Source organism: Methanobacterium spitsbergense (assembly GCF_019931065.1).
GTDB classification, from domain to species: domain Archaea; phylum Methanobacteriota; class Methanobacteria; order Methanobacteriales; family Methanobacteriaceae; genus Methanobacterium_B; species Methanobacterium_B spitsbergense.
This window is the reverse complement of the sequence record NZ_JAIOUQ010000003.1, coordinates 291,569-311,915: the sequence shown is the minus strand read 5'-3', so window position 1 is coordinate 311,915 and position 20,347 is coordinate 291,569. Positions and strand designations below refer to the sequence as shown.

Sequence of the window (20,347 nt, the reverse complement as noted above, 5' to 3'; positions counted from 1 at the left end):
ATCTTAATTTAATACTTCATATTTACATCTTGAATAGTTGGAATTACTTCAGATGTTCGTAACCCCTAGGTGTTATTATATTTGTATTTCCTGCTTTATCTATCATTTTGATCTTGCCGGAAGAATCAACTAATCCAATTTTATAAATAGACAATTTGGTTTTTAAATCATTAAAAAGATTTGGGGGTACTGTTAGTAGGAGTTCGAAATCTTCACCATATGCAGTAGCCATATCCAAAGGGTCACTACATGTTATATTGGCAATATCAAAGACTTCTTTTGGTATGGGAAGATCTTTCATGGAAATTATAAATCCAATTTCATTCTCATTTGCATCGATTAATTCTCCCAATTCACTAAGAAGGCCATCAGTTATGTCAGTTGCAGAACTTATTGAATTGGATTTTGCAAGAATAATTCCTTCTTTCATTTTTGCTTCAGGTTCAAGTGCATGTTTTATTACTAAATTTTTAGTATCCTCTTCAAGAGGGTTTATTTTATGGAATGGATTAAGAAGCACTTTAAATCCTGCGGCTGCAAGGCCAAGTGGTCCTGTGACTGCAACAATATCTCCCGGATGTGCTCCATTTTTCATCATAACGTTTTTCTTTCCTACAATTCCGAGACAAGTACCGGAAAGTGTTAATTCAGATGATTCATTAGTGTCGCCACCTATAAGGGCCATCCCATATTTATTACAGTTATCAAGAACTCCATCAACAAGATCATCAAAATCAGTGAGTGGCATGTTTTTTGGAAGTCCCATTGAAACTATTATTCCAATTGTTTCTGCACCCATGGCTGCTAAGTCACTTACATTAACTGTTACTATTTTTTTACCAATCTGATATGGGCTCATTTCCTTCGGGAAATGTGTAGATTGTATTAACATGTCGGAACATGCTACCAAATAATTTTCTCCAAGACTTAGGAGTGCAGCATCGTCAGAAAGGCTTTTAATTGAATTTTCATCTAAAAAAAGAGAATTTAATCGAGGATTCTTGCTCTTTGACAAAAGTCTTTTTATGAGAAGTTTTTCCCCGAGATCAGAAATTTTAGAGGGCATCATTTACCCTGTCTTTCACTATATCGGCGATTCTTTTATCAGCTCCCAGGGGTTCTGTATAGATTATTTCGCCTTTAAAATTAATTTTAACTTCTTCATGGTCGTGGCTGTGACTATGGGAGTGGCTATGAGTTTTGTTCCCTGTTTCATCATGTCCATTGTTAAGTCCCAGAATTCGGGGAATATCTTCTGTGGTATGCACTCCATGAGCAAGGAAAACAGGAGTAACAATAATTTTTTCTGCACCTTTATCAGCTAACATGGTTATTGCTTCGGGTATGGAAGGTTTTGACATGTTCATAAAACCAACCTCCACCACAAATTCTTGGTCTTCACGATACATCTCAGCAATTTGACTTACAACATCTTTTCCATAGGGTAATCTGCTACCATGACCAACTAGCAGTACACCGATTTTAGTTTTTGAGCTTGAATTTGTATCCATATGATATCACTCCATCATCGCCTTCCGCTTTTATCTTTCTAAATACCATTTCCACTTCGTCGCCTATTTCAACAGTTTTAGGATCACAGTCAACTATTTGGGATGTTAAATGTGCGCCTTCATCCAATTCTATTATTGCAACAACGTAGGGTGCAAGTGTTTTAAACTCATCTGTGGGGGTGTGTATAACTGAGAATGTATGGATCTTACCCTCACCACAAAACTTAAAATCTTCTATTTTACCCTTTCTTCTACATTCAGGGCATAATACTCTACTTGGGAAAAAAACATTTCCACATTGTGAACATTTTGATCCTATGAGATTGTATCGCTGCTGAATATGACGCCAACCTCTTACGATATCTTTCATATTAAACCTCCTTAATATTACTTCAATTGTAAATTTATCATATTAATGTTATTTTTATTTAAATTCGCTAAAAAAACGTATTTATTCAAATTGTTAAATATTTTTATATAACATGATTTCATTGTTTGAATTCTAATTTAAATCTTCTTAGTACAACATGTTAATTAACTGTTATGTTATATTACATTTTTTTTCTTTATTATTAGAATGAGTTGAAGTATAATTTTACAACCTCATAGCGAACTTTATATTTAAGAAAACTTAGATAATATTAATACCATAATTAGTATTATGAATGTGATGAGATGGATAATAAAGGTTTTGTAATGAGTGGTTTAGCATTTTTGCTAATAATACCTTCGATAATTCTCTTAATTGTGTTAGTAAACATGATAAATTTAGATGATTCCTCAAATATAATGATGACCACAGACACTACATTTCATATTTCTGGGGATGTTGAAAGGAATATTCCAATTTTAACCCGGCAAACTATAAAAGAAACTACTGAAAATGTTGTTCAAACCGGTAATCCTGTTTCAAATAGCAGGGGAGTAATTAAAAATCGTATACAAACCAAAATAAATGATTTAATTAGTGAATATCAGAACAATACCGGTATAAATATCCAATGTAACATTTTGTCTGTAGATTCTTCCTCTGATCCATTTGAAGTAGAAATAAATTCAACTATTTCGGTCCAAAAGGATAATATTTCATATAACCGAAACATCATTCAAAAAGTACCTATAATAGGTTTAAAACCAACTAAAATCTTTTCAGAAGAAACTCATGAATACAATGAAATACCAGACCCTTTACCATTTATCAAATGTAAAAATTATGGTGGTTTGAAAGTTAATATGGGAAGGATAACCTATGGATCAACACTATCTAATTATTTGAATAAAAAAGGTGTTAAAAATTATACAATGTATGAAAACTCGAGTTCTGGGTTATACATAAAGAAATGTCCATTCGATCCTTACATATCCCATGGAAATTCCAATAAATTACAGACTCTTAAAAATTGCATCGAAAATGGTTATTATCATGAAAGCAATGATGGGGCATGTTTTTTATGTAGATTGGAAGGAAAGGCTATATGTAGCCACTATGGATTAGAAACGTTCATAGTACCTGCAGGAACTAACAAAAGTGTTTCAACTGCTCCATGCTCTATAGATCATGTATTATTTAACGATGATCTGAATGGAATCTATAATGGAGAAGCAGTGGAATATTATTCTACATTTAATCTTTATTTTAGAATATTTCTGGATAATGGACACAGAACTAAATATGGAATATCAAATATCGAGACATTTTCAGAGAATCAAATTTCAAATAAAGAAAATTAAGCAACCAACATTAAGGGGATGTTTATGGATCGAAGAGGTCAAGCATTTACAATAGATGCCATGTTTGCATTGATCTTACTAACCGTAATAATAGGAATCTCAGCTGATGCAATGGACATTGCAGGAAACAAAATATATGATTATTCTACTGAAACTTCTCTCGATAGAATTGCGAATGATGCAGCCGATATTTTGATAAATACACCAGGTTCTCCTGAAAACTGGGAGGAAATCAAATACGGCACACGCATTACTCCGGGATTAGCAAAATATGAAATTGGAAAAGGGGTGGTTAGAAATACTTTAAGTATGAGGAAAATATCCCGTCTTAAAAAAGAACCTAGAAATGCTAACCAGAATGCTGCCGGAATCAACTAGTTATAATTTGATGATCTATCCAACTGATCCATCAATTCCAATCTTTGTAGTACAAAATCAAACTCCCCCTAACAATATTGGGGACATAACAGTTGTTAATAGAACTATTCTATATGATTACGAACTTATGGATATTTATCTAAGTATAAAACCAGATATTTACAATGAGAATAGTGAATCAGGGTATAAGTGTACCCATATGAATATGGGGGAGCACGATCATAAGAGGCCGGATTTCAATAAAAGCAAATCAGGATGGATATGTGCACCATTCACCATTAACATGGAAGATATTAATTCAAAAGACTTTTATTTATTGACAGATTCTAATATTTTGAATGAAAATTATACCGACTATTCTACATGGATAATTGATACTCCAGATAATAAGATTCTGAACGCCCATAAATTTACTTCAAAACCTATAAATATAAATTCTATTATTTCAGATCTTTCAAAAAATAAAAGTAAAGAAACGTTTGTACTGCATATTTTCACAAGTGGAGATAAGGAAAAATATTTTAATACTTATCTTGTTGGTGTAACTAAGGGCACTCCTCCTGAGGATGTTAAGATTAACCATCTTAAACCTCAGCCCGCATTTTTTGTTTTGAAGATATGGATGTAGATATTCATAAGATACAAAAATTTGAATTTAATAATATTTTTTTTAAGAGTTAGTAATCAAATTTCAGGGGATTTAACAAGTGGAGAGTGTTAACACTGTTTACTCCATAATGATTATAATTTATATTCTCAGTTATATAGCAAAATATGGGTAATTTTCCAGTATATTGAAAGATTTTTGGTAATCTTCCCTAACGTTTATATGTGTAGTAGTAATATACTAAATTCATAAATAAATTTGTGGTGAATTTGAAATGGACGATATAGACTCTGAAATAATTCGTTCCTTGGTCAGGAATTCTAGAATAACTCTCTCCCAAATGTCTAAAGAGATAAATGTTCCGGACGCAACCATATCCAACCGACTTAAAAAGTTGGAGAAAAGTGTGATCAAACAGTATACTCTCTTAGTTGACCCTGATGAAATGGGTTTGAAGGTAACTGCAATTATTATCATACAAACTGAGTCGGAAAAACATGAAAATGTTAAAAATGAGCTTTCAAAGCTTGAAGAAGTATCTGAAGTGTACAGTGTATCAGGTGAATATGATATACTCATCAAGGTATGGGCGCATAGTATAGAAGAGCTCAATGAAATTATGAACAGTAAAGTCAGGTCTGTTGATGGTGTTGAAGATCTGACTGAAATGATCGTTATGGAGCGTGTTAAAGAGGGAGTAATTCCACCAATATAATCAAAATTAAGATCCACAAAATTTAAGGAGGTGAGAACTTGTATCTAAGTGATTTCATCAAAAAACCAGTGATATCTCCAACAGGAGAAAGAATAGGAAAATTAAAGGATGTTATAGTATCATCGGACCATTCATATCCAATTATTAAAGCTTTAAAAATTAGTATAACAGGCAAAGAGACAATAAATGTTTCGTGGAGATATATTGGAGGTTTAGGTAAAGAAATAAAACTTAAATATTCATTAGAAGATATTAAGCCCTATAAAATTCAAAAACATGATATTATCCTTTTAAAAGATGTGATGGACAGGCAAGTGGTTGACATTGAAGGCAAAAAGATCAGAAGAGTCAACGACATAAAAATATCTCCAACTAATGGTCACTTTCATGTTATTGGTGTTGATATTGGTGTTAATGGTATTTTAAGAAGGTTAAGTCTTAATAGAATAGCAAAACCACTTGGAATAACTTCAAATGAGGATCTCATCTCATGGAAGGATATTGATCCATTGGGAAGTGATTATTCCAATGTCAAATTGAAGGTGCCTAAACAGAAAATAAAAAAGCTCCACCCTGCAGATATGGCGGAAATTGTAGATCAATTGGGATTAAATGAATCTTTGAATATTTTAACATCTTTAGACGATGAATCTGCTGCAGACACTCTTGAGGAAGTTTCTCCAGAAAGACAAGTTTCACTTTTAGAGGGCATGGATAGCCAACGAGCGGCTGAAATTCTAGATGAAATGTCTCCAGATGATGCAGCAGATGTTTTAGCTGATTTGCCTGAAGAAAAAGCTGAAGAACTCTTAGATTTAATGGAGCCAGAAGAATCTGATGATCTTAGGAAGTTGTTAAAGTATCCCGAGAACACAGCAGGTGGAATCATGACAACAGAATTTGCCTATGTTGATCAGGATTTAACTGTAAGGGCGGTTTTAAATTCATTGAGGCATATGGCAGAAGATGTTGAAACTATATACTATGTTTATGTTATATCGAAAAGAGGAGATCTTGTGGGTGTAATCTCGCTTAGGGATCTTCTACTTTCAGAATCTAATCGAAATGTTTCAGAGATCATGCATACCCACATAATAAAAGCTGATGTGATGGAAGATCAGCATGAGGTTGCTCAGAAAATTGCCAAATATAATTTGATTGCTTTACCCGTTGTCGAGGAGGAAACTAAATTGAGGGGTATTATCACTGTAGATGATGCCATTGATATTGTTTTACCTACTGCGTGGAAGAAAAGAGTTCCAAGAATGTTTGGAAGATGAGGTTTTTTAATGGATTTTACAATCTTCCGTAGGGTTTTTAAAAACCCTGCTTTTTTAAGTTTTATAATATTCCTCTCTGTAATGGGTCCAGGAATAATCACAGCAAATGTTGACAACGACGCCGGTGGAATAACTACATACTCCCTAGCAGGTGCTCAATTTGGATACAATCTTCTGTGGACGTTCATTCCAATGATAATAGCTCTGGCTGTTATACAGGAAATGGGTGTTAGAATGGGCATAGTATCTGGAAAAGGTCTTGCTGATCTTATACGCGAGAAGGTGGGTATTAAATTTACTTTTTTGATGATGATTGCACTTTTACTTGCCAACTTTGGAAATGTACTAGCAGAGTTCTCAGGTATTGCAGTTAGTGCAGGAATATTTGGAGTACCACGACTCGTTGCTTTACCAGCTGCAGCACTATTTGTTTGGTTGTTGGTAGTTAAAGGAACTTACAAGAGTGTGGAAAAAGTATTTTTACTCGCTTCCTCTCTTTACTTATCATATATTGTTGCAGGATTTCTTGCACAACCTGACTGGGGACTTGCTGCAAAGAGTGTTATTGTACCTCAAATAAGCCTAAGTACAGCTTATATTACTATGGTAATCGGAATGGTTGGAACAACAATAGCACCATGGATGATGTTTTACATACAATCTTCTGTTGTTGAAAAGGGAATCAGTCTGAAAAATTTGAAGTATTCGAAAGTTGACGCGATCTTTGGTGCAATAGTTGTGAATATAGTTGCATTTTTCATTGTATTAGCATGTGCAGCAACAATCCACACAAATGGGATACAAGTCAATAATGTAGCAGATGTTTCAAATGCATTAGTGCCCCTTGCTGGCCAATATGCCAGTATATTATTTGCATTTGGGTTTTTAAACGCTTCACTCTTTGCAGCAAGCATTCTACCTCTCTCAACAGCATATTATATATGTGAAAGTTTAGGCTTCGAAGCTGGAGTTTCCAAGGGATTTAGAGAAGCTCCAGTTTTTCATGGTTTGTATCTTGGACTTATAATACTTGCAGTGATTATAATATTAATTCCTAGTGTACCACTTCTCACAATCTTATTCCTCTCACAAGTTGCAAATGGTTTGCTATTACCATTTGTACTCATATTGATGTTGCTTATTATCAACGATAAGAGGGTTATGGGAGAATATGTAAACTCAAAGCTATTCAACTTCATCGCCATTGCAACAGTTGTTATTGTGATGGTGCTGAGTATTGGTCTTATAGCTACTTTGCTACTGTGAAAATAAATCTAAAAAAATATTAATTTTAATTTATTTGATCTTTTTTTGTAAAATAATAAAGATTTTTGAGTTATTTTAGATGAGCTGTCCAGTTAAAACAACTATTTCTTCAAAGAAGAATCTTTCCCTTGCAGATATGGATACTTCAAAACCAAGATCCATCAACATTGCAACAGTTTCCTCCACATCAGACAATGAAGATTGCACTAGCTGAACACGCCCACATGGATTTAAATGTAATGGTAAATCTTTAATGAAACGATTTATAACGGACCTACCATCTTCCCCACCATTCCAAGCAGCTTCAAGATCATCATCAACAAATTCTTCTTCGCTTGTTGGAAGGTAAGGTGTATTGAATAATATCAGGTCAAATTTCTCATCTATAACTGGTTCAAAAAGATCCCCTAATCTTATATCAACATTAGCAGCATTGCTTTCAGCGTTGCTACTGGCACATTCAACTGCATACTTATTGATATCGATAGCTGTTACACTTTGAGCTTTTTTAGAAGCTAGTATTGCAATGATTCCAGTTCCAGTACCAATTTCAAGAACACTATCAGATTTTCGGACCATAAGATTATCACCAAGCAGAAATGTATCTTCTGCAGGCTCATAAACATTATTACAGGTTTGAAATTCCATTCCTTGATATTTAATCATAGTAAATCCAACTTTAAAAATTTAGAAACTATTTTAAAAAAGCAGGGGCTACTTGCCATCGTAACCTTCAATGGCTGATGGAAGACATTCAAGGACATTTGAAAGACCAGAAAGATGAAGATTCATTGTAACAGCATTTATTACTTCTTCTCTTTTTATACCTTCTGTTCTGGCCATCATTGCATGCATTTTAACCCCTGTGGGATTTTGTTAGCTGTTTGGATAGCTATGTTTATCAACTGTTTTGTTTTTTGATCAAGACCTTTAATTGAACGTTGAACCTGTACTAATTCATTGAATTTAGCTGCAAGTTCTGGACATTCCATTAGAAAAATTTCATATGGGGATTTTTTCATTTAATCAACAATTAAGAATTATTTCAGCTAACATATCAATTTATCATTTAATAGAAATTTATTATGTAATCAGGGTTAATTTAGTTATAATATTCTTTTAATAACTTTTCAAGCTCTTTTGATAATTTTAGAATGCTGTCGGGTTCTATCATAATTACTCTTTTATCCATAATGTTTTGATCTAATTTTGATATTATAATTTTTCGTTCATTCTTATCCAGATCATTAATTTCATGGAAAGAGTCCATAAGAGCATTTCTAACTTTTTTTCGTTTGTGTTGAAACAATGCTCTTGTTACCTTTAAAAATAATTCATTAAATTCCACTTTATTCTTAGGTGTTAATTTGATCACTGCTGATGATATCTTGGGTTTTGGGAAAAATACATCTTTTGAAACATTAAAAAGCATTTCAACTTCTGCATAGAAGTGCATCATAACAGATAGTCTAGAATAATTTGAATCACCTGACTTTGCTATCATACGCTCAGCGAATTCTAGTTGGTACATGAGAATTGCTGAATCAAATTTCTTTTCAAGGATCTTGAATGTTATGGGTGATGAGATTTTATATGGCAGGTTTGATACCACTTTGTTGAACTTTGGAAAATCTAATTTAGTTGCGTCACCCACAATGACATCAACATTTGAAATGTTAAGTTTATCAAGTCTTTTAATTAAAATTGCAGCTATTCTTTTGTCTTGTTCTATAGCAATAACTTTTCCTGCATTTTTTGCAAGAGGAATAGTTAAAGTACCTATTCCTGCACCAATTTCAAGTACTGTGTCATTAATTGAGAGTTCTGCACTTTGGATAATTTGTGAAAGTACCTTGTTATCTATAAGATAGTTCTGACCCTTCCTTTTATCGAGTTTTATACCTTCTTTATTTAATATTTTGAGGGTTTCGGACAACATGAGAACAATTAACTCCTAAAAAGAGATTGAATATAGCAATGATATTTAGCTGAGTGATATTGGAAATACAAATAAAAAAGTCTATAGTTTAGAGAAATAAAAAAAAGGTATTTCACTTTGGTTTTTTTGGTTTTGGGGGTCTAGTAAATAGAATATACTTCATCTTACCCTTTCTGTCTTCTCCTGCTTCCAGTTCTAGATGAACACGTTTTGCAATGAGTTTAACAGGTTCTGCAAGCATAGTGACACGATTTTTTATATCCTCAAAGCTAGAGAATTTGGCTTGTTTTCTGGCATTTATAATGTCCCACATATGTTTTTTACCGATTCCAGGTAGTAATTCTAGCTGGTGTAATCTAGTTGAAATGGGGCCTGCATCATTGAAAAATTCAACAAATTTTTCCTCTTTTTCTTTTATGATTTCCTCGATAACATAATCAAGTTCTATTTTAGCAGTTGCTGTAAGTTTATCATACTTTAACCTACTGTTTACACGAGCTATCTCATCTCTCTTACCTGGACCAATATAAACTCTTTCATGTATGTCTAGCTGAACCCTCTCCTTTGGAATGAGTTCTAGGAGAGTAAATTCTTCTGTTCCTACAGCTTGCGCTATGGGTTTTCTTTTAAATGAAGGTGCACCTTCCTTAACATAACCTAAAGGAAGATAATCAAGGATAATTGCATGATCTTCCATCAAAACCACCCGGATGGTATTATATATCTCAAGACCCGTGGGTCCCAATTTACTAGTACTCAAAAAATTCCAAGATTGGGAAATTAATTATTTTCGGTACTTGTTCACTATCTCTAATATCTGTTCTAATTCTTCTTTTTTGTGTGAACCCCTTTCTTTTGCAAACATCAGTCTCAGATCTGCAAGATCCACCGGCATGACATCTGCAATTTTTATGGCCTGTGTTATTTTTATAATTTCTTTAAGCTCGTTAACGAGCTTTTGAGCAGATTCAACATCTAGTTTTGAAAACTTAGTAACATGATCCATTGCAAGGTTCTGTTCATAAGTTGGCTCATAGGACTCAGAACTTTCTTCAAGCATTTCTTTGGCGTCTGCAATTGTGATGGGGTCTGTTTCAATGACTTTTTTTCCAATCATTAAAATCACTCTTGCATTTTAAGATGTTCTGGTCTGATTATTAATTTTTTAGCTTTATTACCATCATTTATTTCTACTATGTAAGCTTTTCCCCTTTTATCTTCAACTTTACCAGTTTTCCCATGGAAACGTGGATGTGGTTGACCTTTGTGAATACTTGGATCGATTATTATGTGAACTAAATCACTTTCATCGAAGGTTTGTATTTTTTTGGTTATAGGGTTTGTTCTACCTGCTCTTATAGTCTTTCTAAGTTTGTAACGTGTTTTACTTCTTGAACCTTTTGATCTCTTTACCATATTTAAAACCTCCAAAACCCTTAAGGGCCTGCTGTAAGATGAATTTAATCACCTTTATAATATAAACCAATAATTGGTTTTATCACTATCATAAATTTAATATCCTCAATTCTAGTCTAAAAGTTAAACTGTTTTATTATTTGATGATAAAATTCGTTTGAAGACTAATTGAAATTAAACAGATTAGTTAGTTACTCAAATTTTGTATGCTGAATGTTTAATTTGCAATGGGATATAGATATATATTTTGATTTTTTTTAACTATATAATATTATCCATTCCACTACTTTAAATGTTCACATCTAGGACATCTAGTTGCACGCATCTTGCACCTGTTTTAAGCATTCCTGCTACACTGGGTTGGCTCCTGTTTTCATCACTGGATATGAGTTCTTTGATGTAAAGGCCACCTTCACATTCTATTACAAGCTCTAATAATTTTGAATCGACCTTTGTATATTCCAATTGCCTAATCTCACGGGTTCTTATTTTATCTGCACGTCTATGTGATACTCTTATGGGTGTACGTTGGTTTATTATTTTCATGGATTTCAGTGAATCTAAAAGCGAGTTATCCACTTCATTTTCAAGTTCTACTGTTGCCTTGTAGATTTTATAAGTATCTCTTGAGGATTCTTTTATAACTGCCCGTCTGTTTTTGGCAACAAACTTCATTTCTGAAATTTCTACTTTGCCCATTGCATGTTTATTAACTGTTTCCACGAGTTTTTTTAGATCTATATCACGGATTTTGGGTTCTTTGATTTCAAGGACAAAAGTCCTTCCCTTACCTAACATTTTAACGTCGATGTCTTCACGACCGGCCCCATGAAATTTAGCGCTTGCTCCCTTTGCTGCTTTGATTGCATCTTCTGAAATCAGTTCTTCAACTGTTTCAGCATACATTTTACCGGTGTAATTGCATTTTTCACAACCTTTCCCCTTACATTTATTGCATGGCCATTTTGTTTGGGGAATTCCTCTTATAAGCTTTCGGTAACGGCTTTCTATGAAAATTGGATTTATTTGGATATCTACTTTGCCTGTTTTGAAATCTACCATCAAAACCACATTGGGATTGTCAAATTCAACCTCTTTGGAAAGCCTTAATGAAAGTTCTTTACCTATTTCCCTGTTTATTTCTTTTTTTATATTCTCTACATCAATATCAAATGTTTTGTGTATCTGCTCTTCTCTCTTAAGTATTTCAGAATCAACCCGACTACCTACCAAGAAATTGGAAAAATGAATTTGTTTGTCCTTAAGAACTTCAACTACATTATTGGTCATTTTATCCAAACTTTCAAAAAGATCGTTGCAAATGTAACATGAACCTGTCTTTGGGATATTTTGATTAGAGGCTTCCAGTTTATTTCTTAGATATTCTCCACGTTCCAGATTTCCAGAACCTGCAACGCTTTTGGAGAAGTTTCGACCAAGACATCTGTCGCATATGTTTCCTTCGGTGAATTTAATAACTTTAACTAATTTGTCTTCTATTTGAAGTTCCATTTTTACCATTTCCTAAACTGAATCCTTAAATTTGATATAAACTATTGAATGGTCATGAATTATATTAGTTATAATTCTTCAATATAAAATAAAATGAGAATTAATATAGTCATAATAACGTTTATTTTTAAAGGGGAAGATTGTGTAACTATCATCTCATCATCTGTTTCATCATCTGCCCAAGTGGACCGCCCATTTTTCTTTTTCCAAATCCTTTCATTGCTTTTTTGGTAACGTTATAATATTTTAGAAGTTCTTTCACATCTTCATTTCTCATACCAGATCCTCTGGCTATTCTTTTTACCCTTGATTGTTTTATGACCTCAGGGTGTTCAAGTTCATGTTCTGTCATGGAATCCATTAACACCTTGTATTTTGCAAGTTTTTCCTCGGTTACCTGAGAAGCATTTTTAGGAAGTTTACCTCCAGCACCAGGAATCATATTCATTACTTGCTGCATTGGCCCCATTTTATTCATCATCTCGAATTGAGAGTACATGTCTTTCAATGTGAATTTACCGCTGAGCATTGCATCTACAGATCCCATGTCAGCATCTGTTTCAGCTATTTCTTCTGCACGCTCAAGTAGAGTTCTTATGTCTCCCATTCCAAGCAATCTTGAGATGAATCTATCGGGATCAAATGCTTCAAAGTCTTCAACGCGTTCACCCGTTCCGATAAACTTAATTGGTGCTCCAATTTCAGCTACAGCTGAAAGAGCTCCTCCACCTTTAGCAGAACCATCCAATTTGGTTATAATTATTGAACCAATTTTACTTGTTTTATTGAATGCCAGAGCCTGGTCCCTCGCCTGCTGACCTATGGTCCCATCTATGACCATTATAACTTCATCTGGATTAACTACTTCAGAAATGCTTTCCATTTCATTTAAAAGATCTTTCTCTTCTTTGTGACGTCCTGCAGTATCAATTATTATGACATCGTTCTTTTTAGCTTCTTTTAACCCTTTTTTTGCAAGGTCTAATGCATCTGTATTTTCGGGGTCTCCATAAACAGGCACGTTCATACTTTCAGTCAGCTGTAGTAGCTGTTCGTACGCTGCAGGTCTCCAAGTATCGGTACTCACAATTGCAGGATTAAAACCTTTTTTCTGCAGGTAACGCGTAAGTTTACCAATGGTAGTGGTTTTACCGCTTCCTTGTAAACCCATGAAAAGGATTTTATAGGGTTTTTTATGGATCTCAATTTCCTGGGCTGTAGCACCAAGAAGATTAACCAGTTCCTCGTAAACTATCTTTATAACGTGTTCCTTAGGGGTAACGCCCTTTGGAGGTTCTTCATTTAAAGAACGATCTTCAATGGTCTTAGAAAGTTTTAAAACTAATTTGATGTTGACATCTGATTGGATAAGGGCCCTTTGAATGTCTTTTATGACCTCTTTCACAACTTCTTCATCGATTATGGCCATTCCTGCCAGTTTTTTCATTGTTTTGGTCAGATTTTTTCCTAGATTGCCCAACATATTCTCACCAGTTTTTATGATAATCTAATAAATTTACAATTATAATGTTTAAATTAAAAGATTATTATTACAAGTTATTGTACTTTATTATAATCAATATATTTTTTTGAATTTACTTCAATATTTTTTAAGATAATTTATCTTTATTTAAGATTTAAATTTTAGAATCTAAAAATAGATATTTTACATATACTCCCCTTGTTAAATATAAATTCATTTAGATATAAAAAGAGTAGTAGTAAATATTTATCTATAATAATATTCCAAAAATCCCGGGGGGATGATCTAAACCTCAAAAAAATTTTAATTAAGGTTTATGGTGGGATTATTTTTATAATGATAATGAATTTTAATTCAAATTACAGATTTGATCCGGTGATAAAATGCTTGAAAAACTTAAAAACAGCTTAATTAAAGCACCTATAATTAAAAAAAAGGAATATAATTATTTTGTTCATCCGATTACTGATGGTATCCCCGTGGTAGAACCTTCAATCCTTGAAGAAACTGCAGAGGCTATTTCAAAATTTGGAAATATGGATGTGGATAAAATAGTTTGTGTGGAAGCAATGGGAATACATATAGCTACTGCACTGTCAATAAAAACAGGAATACCATTTGTTGTTATAAGAAAACGTGTTTACGGATTGGAAGGGGAAGTTCTGGTTCATCAAACTACAGGTTACAGTCAGGGGCAACTTTACATAAATGGTTTGCACAAAGGGGACAGGATAATTCTTGTGGATGATGTTGTGAGTACTGGTGGAACAATGATAGCAGTTCTCAAAGCATTGGAAAGGATGGGTGTGAAGGTTGTGGATGTTGTAGCAGTTATAGAAAAAGGCAATGGAAACGATATTGTCAAGAATGAAACAGGATTCAATGTTAAAAGCCTTTTAAAAGTGAATGTGGTGGAAGGAAAGGTTGTAATAGAAGGAAGTGTGGATGATTCACAGTGAGCATTCATTCTACTCTTAGATTAAATGTCATTTAAAGGACTGATAAAGAAATGTCAATTCACGAACTTGATATAGGTGATGTTATAGAAAAAATAAATGAATTAAAGGCAGATATTGTGGGTTTACAGTTTCCAGAAGGCCTTAAAGTTCATGCAATAAAAGTAGCAAAGCAGATTGAACTAGGAACCGGTGCAACAGTAATAATATCTGCAGACCCCTGTTATGGAGCTTGTGATGTAGCTGACGTGGATATGGGGGATTCAGTTGATGTAATTGTCCATTTTGGACACAGACCACTTCCAATTGATTATGATTTACCTGTTATTTTTGTTGATGCTCGTTCAAATATAGATTTACTTGGTTGCATTGGAAGTGCCATGGGTTTTCTCGAGGGCTATAATAAAATAGGACTTGTCACTACAACCCAACATTTACATCTGCTTGATGAAGTTGCAGATTTTCTAGAACAAAATGGAAAGAAGATTTTAATCAATGAAGGTGCAGGCACAACTAAAGGGCAGGTGTTGGGTTGCAACTTTTCTGCCATAAAGGATATTGATGCCGATGCATTTCTTTACGTTGGAAGTGGAAATTTCCATGCATTGGGTATTAAACTTTTTACACACAAACCAGTGGTTGTTGCTGATCCATATCTTGGAGATGCAAGAGAAATAGATGAATTTGCAGACAGAATCTTGAGGATACGTTCTGCGAGGATAGCAAAGGCAATGGAAGCAGAAAGATTTGGAATAATTGTTTCATCAAAGAGAGGTCAATCAAGATTGGAGCTTGCAAAGAATTTGAAGAATATGATAAAGGAAGAGGGTAAAGAAGGATTCATATTGTTCCTTGATGATGTATCACCCAATTTACTCCTACCATTCACGGAACTGGATGCATTTGTAATGACGGCTTGTCCTAGAATTGCTATTGATGATTCAAAAATGTATAAAAAACCATTATTAACTCCTCAGGAACTTGAAATATTATTTAAAAGGAGAAAGTGGGAAGATTATGAAATAGATGAAATTAAATATACAAGATAAAATAAAATAAGAAACCATAAATATAATGGAGTTTAAAAATTCAAATCTTATATAGTTATATAAATATGAAGGGTAAATAGTAAGTCACTACAACAAATCGTAGTTAAAATGAATTTCATTTATACACATGGAAATGTAGATTTCAAAATTCAAGGATAATTTATGCACTTATTTTAGTTGAGGTGAATATATGAAAACCAAATCTGGAGATTTTGTTTTGCCGGGGGATGCTTTAGGAGTAACTGAGGAGTTTGTTCCATCAGAATGGACCTATGAAGAAGAGGGGAAGATAAGATCCCTTGTGGCAGGAACAGTATCAGTAGATAATAAAAACAAGAAAATATCCATAATACCAAAAACAAGTTCTCCATCTATGCTTAGAAATGGAGTGGTTGTTGTTGGGCAGGTATCTGATGTAAGGGGTCAGAGAGCCCTCATTAAATTGGATAGTATTAAGGATAATAGCAGAGGTCTTGTAACATCCTTTTCAGGAGGAATACATATATCACAGGCCCAAAAAGGTTACGTAGCCAAATTAACCGATGAGTTCAGGATAGGAGATCTTATTGAGGCAAAGGTGACCAAAATAATAGGTATAGACAATGTGGACCTTACTACAGCCGAGGATGAGCTTGGTGTTTTAAAGGCCATGTGCACAAAATGCAGGCATTACATGAAGCAAACAAGCAAAAACGAAGTTGAATGTCCAAATTGCGGTAATAAAGAAAGAAGAAATCTTTCTTCAAAATATGAGGGATAAAATGAAGGTATTAAAGGATACAAAGAAAGAACTTGAGATAGAAATAACTGGAGAAACTCATTCATTATGCAACACTTTAAGAAAGACACTTATGGAGGATGAGGATGTTGAAGCAGCAGCATACGTTATAGAACATCCAATTATTGGAGAGCCAAAGTTATATGTTAAGGCTAAAAATCCGAAGAAATCCCTTAAAAAAGCTGCAGAAACAGTTAAATCAAGGTGTAATGAATTCAAAGATTTGATAGACTCTTCTGAAGATGAAAAAAAGAAATGAAAAAAAGAAATTCCGGATAATAAAAAAGGAAATAAGAATTTTGGGCGTTGATGATTCGCCAGTTCCTTCCCATACAAAAGATGAAGTATTGTTGGTAGGCACTGTTTTCAGAGCAGGTAGCTGGTTAGATGGTGTTTTAAGCACATATATCCATGGTGACGGCACAGATGCAACAAATAAGATAACCGAGATGGTTAAAAATTCAAGAAATCTTGGCCAGCTAGGAGTGATCATGCTTGATGGCATCACATTTGGTGGTTTCAACTTAGTTAATATCCGTCAGATATTTGAATCAACAGGTGTACCTGTTATTGTGATAATGCGAAGAACTCCAAATTTTGATCGAATAAAAAAAGCTCTACAAAGATTTGAAGATTTTGAAGATAGGTGGAGTAATGTTCTTGAAGCAGGAGAAGTTTACAAGGTAAACAATTCTGAATCAGTATGTATGCAGATACATGGGATTGAGAGAGAAGATGCAGAAGATATAGTTAAACTTTCAACCACAAGAAGTGCAATACCCGAACCTTTGAGAGTTGCACACATTATAGCAGCAGGCATCATAAACGGGGAATCAAAGGGAAGAGCCTAAGATCCGAAATTCCTGTCAAAAGGAAGTGTTCCAATTAAAAATCCTCTTTTAACTGTAGATACAGTGATTATTCATAAAGAATCAGTTACACTCATAAAGCGTAAAAATCCGCCATACAAGGGATCATGGGCTTTGCCTGGTGGGTTTGTTGAATATGATGAAACTGTTGAGTCAGCTGCCATAAGAGAGACTAAAGAAGAAACAGGTCTTGATGTAACATTAGGAGATATAGTAGGAGTATACTCGAATCCTGAAAGAGATCCTAGGGGGCATATTATTTCCATATGTTTTTTGGGTAAAAAAATCGGCGGAAAGCTTGTGGCTGATACAGACGCTGCTGAAGTTAAATATTTTTGTTTAGACGAAGTTTCAACCATAGATCTGGCATTTGATCATGGAAAAATTCTTGAAGATGCATTTGACTTGCTGAATATTAAGTAGTAAATATCATAAATCACGAAGTATAACAACTTAAAAGAATACAAAAATTAATTTATATTTTACAAGATTGATCAATACAAATAATGCATTAACTAATATATAAAACTTAATTTAATAATTCGATCCTACAATTCAATATTAAATTTTTATAGGGAGGATATAAATGGAATTTTGTCCTAAATGCGGTACAGTCATGTTTCCTAAAGGTGACTGTTTCGAATGTAAAAACTGTGAATACACAACAAAGATAACAAAGGAATCTGTAAAGGAATACGAAATTTCTGAAAAGGTATCAACAAATGATAGCATAATTGTTACAAGTGATGATATCCAAACACTACCCACAACCACCGTTAAATGTCCTAAATGTGATAATAAGGAAGCATCTTGGTGGCTTATCCAAACTCGTGGTGCAGATGAATCTGAAACAAGGTTTTTCAGATGTACCAAGTGTTCTTGCACATGGCGTGAGTATGACTAACCATATGGGGTATTGACTAATCATTCATGAAAATATAAATCTAGGGGGATAGTAAATTGGTGGAGGATTTGGATAAGGACACTGAGAAAAAATTGGAAAATTCAAAAGATAATGTCGAAGGGAAGGGTAATGACAAATCCCCTGAATCTAAAGGCTCTTCTATTTCGGGAATCATTTCTAAAATCAAGAAGTTCACTATTGCAGATGATCTAGACCCTGAAATAACAGCTAATAAAAAAACAGAAGATAAAGATTCTAAAAACTCCTTCAAAGTGTATTCAAACAATTCTAATAAAAAGGATGTAACTTCTCAAAATAACGTTAAAAGTGAAGATCATGATTTCAATATCACAGATATTTTGAGTGGTCACGATTCTATTGATTCACTGAAAAATAAAAAGGACAAAATAATTAAAGCCTCTGCAATATTAATTGGTGGATTTTTAATTGTTTATGGGTTGGTTCTTATTTCCACATCAGTTACTAAGGTTGCTGATAATGTAATATTTGGAGAAGGAGCTACTCTATCCGCATTTCTAATATTAGTGGGTATTTTGATAATTGTGGCTGCATTTGCTCAGAGTATTTTGAATAAAACTTTCCTCAACAAAATACATACAGAACTTGAAGTTGCAGAGGGAAGGTCTGAATCAGATGATGGTTCCAAGAAAGTTAAAGATGAAAATGGTAATAAGATAGATAAGGATAATAAGGATAATATAGTTGAAGAAAATAAAAGGTAATCAAGGAGGATGAAAATGTTCAAAGCGGTTTTAAGTGATTCAAATGTATTAAAAACAAGTTTCGAAGCTATTTCTTCAATTGTGGATGAAGTTCAAATGAAAGCAGACAGCGAAGGATTAAGGCTTGATGCATTAGACAGATCCCACATCACATTCGTGCATTTAGAGCTCAAAGCAGCGCTTTTTGATATATATTCCTGTGACGAACCATTGAAGATCAATGTAGATACTGAAGAACTAATGAAAGTTCTTAAGAGGGCAAAAAGTGATGATGTAGTTGAACTTACAGTTGATGAAGGTAATTTGATTCTTACATTTGAGGATGAAGCAAGACGTACCTTCAAGATTAGACTTATAGATATAGAATATGAGGCTCCAAGCCCTCCAGATCTAGATTATCCAAGTATATTTGAAATTCCATTTTCCCTACTTAAAAATTCGATTCAGGATATAGGTATAGTTTCTGATAAGATTGCTTTAATGGTTGATGAGGACAAGTTTATTGCATCTGCTGAGGGAGAATTTGGGGATGCAAAAATAGAATATCTACACGGTGAGAAAATATCTGAAAATGCAAAGTCAGTTTTCTCTCTTGAGAAAATAAAAGAGATGTTAAAAGCCGATAAATTTTCTGATACTGCAGTTTTAAGTCTTGGAAATGATATGCCTCTTAATTTGTCCATGAAAATGGTTTCAGAAGAGGGTGAACTAAGTTTCCTTTTAGCTCCAAGGATAGAAAGTGAGGAATAGGGTTGGATGAATTTTTCCAAAAATTGAGGGAGACACAAAAGAAAGAGCGTAGTATTAGCGGTCTATCTCGTGTAGGCGATAATTTCTACGGGGAAGTCTCCAATTACCTCAATAGACTCATGAGGAAGATAGATGATAATCCATTTTCCTTCGAATCTTACCTGTTGAGGGATGCCCAGAGAATTGTGGCAGAAATATGCGAGAGAAGAGAACATAAAATAGCCAACAGTGCAGTTATGAATGTACAACGGGCTTATCAATTGTTTAAAGAATCAAAAAGCAAGGATTCAAAAGATGATAACCAGATAACAGTTCCAATAAATTCCACGCCCGAAGAAGAGGGACTCTATTTAGAATTGGTTGACTCATTCATCAAATACAGGGGAAAACTTACAGCTCCTTTAATGTCGTATATACAGAAAAATCATGGTAATCATAGCAAACCCGTAGATAAACCCGT

The 20,347-nt window shown here is 33.8% G+C and carries 27 protein-coding genes and 1 pseudogene; 16 read left to right on the top strand and 12 right to left on the bottom strand.

What is annotated here, in order from left to right:
• Positions 1–43: 43 nt before the first annotated feature.
• The 3 genes from thiL to K8N75_RS02845 are packed head-to-tail and all read right to left on the bottom strand — an operon-like array spanning position 44 to position 1,881.
• Positions 44–1,066, bottom strand: a complete 1,023-nt coding sequence (thiL, locus tag K8N75_RS02855) for a thiamine-phosphate kinase (protein ID WP_223790619.1) — start codon at positions 1,064–1,066, stop codon at positions 44–46.
• Positions 1,056–1,511, bottom strand: a complete 456-nt coding sequence (cfbA, locus tag K8N75_RS02850) for a sirohydrochlorin nickelochelatase (RefSeq protein ID WP_223790618.1) — start codon at positions 1,509–1,511, stop codon at positions 1,056–1,058. The genes thiL and cfbA overlap by 11 nt, the downstream gene beginning before the upstream one ends.
• Positions 1,483–1,881 carry a Zn-ribbon domain-containing OB-fold protein gene (locus tag K8N75_RS02845; RefSeq protein WP_223790617.1) on the bottom strand — a complete coding sequence of 133 codons (399 nt, stop codon included), beginning with the start codon at positions 1,879–1,881 and terminating at the stop codon, positions 1,483–1,485. Before K8N75_RS02845 ends, cfbA begins: the two co-directional genes overlap by 29 nt.
• Before the next feature lie 305 nt (positions 1,882–2,186).
• Here K8N75_RS02845 and K8N75_RS02840 point away from each other — a divergent pair, with 305 nt between their 5' ends.
• The 6 genes from K8N75_RS02840 to K8N75_RS02815 all read left to right on the top strand — a co-directional run bounded on the left by K8N75_RS02840 (position 2,187) and on the right by K8N75_RS02815 (position 7,488).
• The gene (locus K8N75_RS02840) at positions 2,187–3,242 is read left to right on the top strand and encodes a hypothetical protein (protein ID WP_223790616.1); all 1,056 of its coding nucleotides are present in this window, start codon (positions 2,187–2,189) and stop codon (positions 3,240–3,242) included.
• Between the two features lie 24 nt (positions 3,243–3,266).
• Positions 3,267–3,620 (top strand): hypothetical protein, encoded by a 354-nt coding sequence (locus K8N75_RS02835; protein WP_223790615.1) that lies wholly within the window; start codon positions 3,267–3,269, stop codon positions 3,618–3,620.
• Positions 3,589–4,248: a hypothetical protein gene (locus tag K8N75_RS02830; protein ID WP_223790614.1), complete on the top strand. Its 660-nt coding sequence runs from the start codon at positions 3,589–3,591 to the stop codon at positions 4,246–4,248. Before K8N75_RS02835 ends, K8N75_RS02830 begins: the two co-directional genes overlap by 32 nt.
• Positions 4,249–4,501: 253 nt before the next feature.
• Complete coding sequence (locus K8N75_RS02825) at positions 4,502–4,942, top strand: Lrp/AsnC family transcriptional regulator (protein WP_048191893.1); 441 nt, start codon at positions 4,502–4,504, stop codon at positions 4,940–4,942.
• A gap of 38 nt (positions 4,943–4,980) precedes the next feature.
• Complete coding sequence (locus tag K8N75_RS02820) at positions 4,981–6,222, top strand: magnesium transporter MgtE N-terminal domain-containing protein (RefSeq protein WP_223790613.1); 1,242 nt, start codon at positions 4,981–4,983, stop codon at positions 6,220–6,222.
• 9 nt (positions 6,223–6,231) lie between these two features.
• The gene (locus K8N75_RS02815) at positions 6,232–7,488 is read left to right on the top strand and encodes an Nramp family divalent metal transporter (protein WP_048191889.1); all 1,257 of its coding nucleotides are present in this window, start codon (positions 6,232–6,234) and stop codon (positions 7,486–7,488) included.
• Between the two features lie 75 nt (positions 7,489–7,563).
• On the opposite strand, the gene K8N75_RS02810 is transcribed toward K8N75_RS02815, so the two are convergent.
• The 9 genes from K8N75_RS02810 to K8N75_RS02770 form a co-directional block, all read right to left on the bottom strand.
• On the bottom strand, positions 7,564–8,154 hold the full coding sequence (locus K8N75_RS02810) for a HemK2/MTQ2 family protein methyltransferase (RefSeq protein WP_223790612.1): 591 nt from the start codon (positions 8,152–8,154) through the stop codon (positions 7,564–7,566).
• A 48-nt stretch (positions 8,155–8,202) separates the two neighbouring features.
• Positions 8,203–8,343 (bottom strand): hypothetical protein, encoded by a 141-nt coding sequence (locus K8N75_RS02805; protein ID WP_223790611.1) that lies wholly within the window; start codon positions 8,341–8,343, stop codon positions 8,203–8,205.
• A complete protein-coding gene (locus K8N75_RS02800) occupies positions 8,331–8,510 on the bottom strand; it encodes a carboxymuconolactone decarboxylase family protein (protein ID WP_223790610.1) in 180 nt (59 codons plus the stop codon). Before K8N75_RS02800 ends, K8N75_RS02805 begins: the two co-directional genes overlap by 13 nt.
• Before the next feature lie 80 nt (positions 8,511–8,590).
• Positions 8,591–9,427, bottom strand: coding sequence for a 16S rRNA (adenine(1518)-N(6)/adenine(1519)-N(6))-dimethyltransferase RsmA (rsmA, locus tag K8N75_RS02795; protein ID WP_223790609.1), 837 nt, complete (start codon positions 9,425–9,427; stop codon positions 8,591–8,593).
• A gap of 112 nt (positions 9,428–9,539) precedes the next feature.
• Positions 9,540–10,124 (bottom strand): DUF655 domain-containing protein, encoded by a 585-nt coding sequence (locus tag K8N75_RS02790; protein ID WP_223790608.1) that lies wholly within the window; start codon positions 10,122–10,124, stop codon positions 9,540–9,542.
• 87 nt (positions 10,125–10,211) lie between these two features.
• Positions 10,212–10,544 (bottom strand): RNA polymerase Rpb4 family protein, encoded by a 333-nt coding sequence (locus K8N75_RS02785; RefSeq protein WP_223790607.1) that lies wholly within the window; start codon positions 10,542–10,544, stop codon positions 10,212–10,214.
• Positions 10,545–10,549: 5 nt separating this feature from the next.
• The gene (locus K8N75_RS02780; protein WP_048191876.1) at positions 10,550–10,843 is read right to left on the bottom strand and encodes a 50S ribosomal protein L21e; all 294 of its coding nucleotides are present in this window, start codon (positions 10,841–10,843) and stop codon (positions 10,550–10,552) included.
• A gap of 288 nt (positions 10,844–11,131) precedes the next feature.
• On the bottom strand, positions 11,132–12,355 hold the full coding sequence (locus K8N75_RS02775) for a tRNA pseudouridine(54/55) synthase Pus10 (protein WP_223790606.1): 1,224 nt from the start codon (positions 12,353–12,355) through the stop codon (positions 11,132–11,134).
• A gap of 151 nt (positions 12,356–12,506) precedes the next feature.
• Positions 12,507–13,838 (bottom strand): signal recognition particle protein Srp54, encoded by a 1,332-nt coding sequence (locus tag K8N75_RS02770; RefSeq protein WP_223790605.1) that lies wholly within the window; start codon positions 13,836–13,838, stop codon positions 12,507–12,509.
• A gap of 383 nt (positions 13,839–14,221) precedes the next feature.
• Between K8N75_RS02770 and hpt the strand changes: the two genes are divergently transcribed.
• The 10 genes and pseudogenes from hpt to K8N75_RS02720 form a co-directional block, all read left to right on the top strand.
• Complete coding sequence (gene hpt / locus K8N75_RS02765) at positions 14,222–14,797, top strand: hypoxanthine/guanine phosphoribosyltransferase (protein ID WP_223790604.1); 576 nt, start codon at positions 14,222–14,224, stop codon at positions 14,795–14,797.
• Between the two features lie 50 nt (positions 14,798–14,847).
• On the top strand, positions 14,848–15,843 hold the full coding sequence (gene dph2, locus K8N75_RS02760; RefSeq protein WP_223790603.1) for a diphthamide biosynthesis enzyme Dph2: 996 nt from the start codon (positions 14,848–14,850) through the stop codon (positions 15,841–15,843).
• A 190-nt stretch (positions 15,844–16,033) separates the two neighbouring features.
• Positions 16,034–16,603 carry an exosome complex RNA-binding protein Csl4 gene (locus K8N75_RS02755; RefSeq protein WP_048191866.1) on the top strand — a complete coding sequence of 190 codons (570 nt, stop codon included), beginning with the start codon at positions 16,034–16,036 and terminating at the stop codon, positions 16,601–16,603.
• 1 nt (position 16,604) lies between these two features.
• Positions 16,605–16,880 (top strand): DNA-directed RNA polymerase subunit L, encoded by a 276-nt coding sequence (locus K8N75_RS02750; RefSeq protein WP_223790602.1) that lies wholly within the window; start codon positions 16,605–16,607, stop codon positions 16,878–16,880.
• Positions 16,864–17,472 carry an endonuclease dU gene (locus K8N75_RS02745; protein WP_223790601.1) on the top strand — a complete coding sequence of 203 codons (609 nt, stop codon included), beginning with the start codon at positions 16,864–16,866 and terminating at the stop codon, positions 17,470–17,472. The genes K8N75_RS02750 and K8N75_RS02745 overlap by 17 nt, the downstream gene beginning before the upstream one ends.
• Before the next feature lie 33 nt (positions 17,473–17,505).
• A complete protein-coding gene (locus K8N75_RS02740) occupies positions 17,506–17,913 on the top strand; it encodes an NUDIX domain-containing protein (protein ID WP_223790966.1) in 408 nt (135 codons plus the stop codon).
• A gap of 163 nt (positions 17,914–18,076) precedes the next feature.
• On the top strand, positions 18,077–18,394 hold the full coding sequence (locus K8N75_RS02735; protein WP_048191859.1) for a transcription factor S: 318 nt from the start codon (positions 18,077–18,079) through the stop codon (positions 18,392–18,394).
• 56 nt (positions 18,395–18,450) lie between these two features.
• Positions 18,451–19,137 carry a DUF308 domain-containing protein gene (locus K8N75_RS02730; RefSeq protein ID WP_223790600.1) on the top strand — a complete coding sequence of 229 codons (687 nt, stop codon included), beginning with the start codon at positions 18,451–18,453 and terminating at the stop codon, positions 19,135–19,137.
• Between the two features lie 15 nt (positions 19,138–19,152).
• Positions 19,153–19,887 (top strand): proliferating cell nuclear antigen (pcna), encoded by a 735-nt coding sequence (pcn, locus tag K8N75_RS02725; protein ID WP_223790599.1) that lies wholly within the window; start codon positions 19,153–19,155, stop codon positions 19,885–19,887.
• A 23-nt stretch (positions 19,888–19,910) separates the two neighbouring features.
• A pseudogene (locus K8N75_RS02720) lies at positions 19,911–20,347 on the top strand (hypothetical protein); the annotation flags it as partial.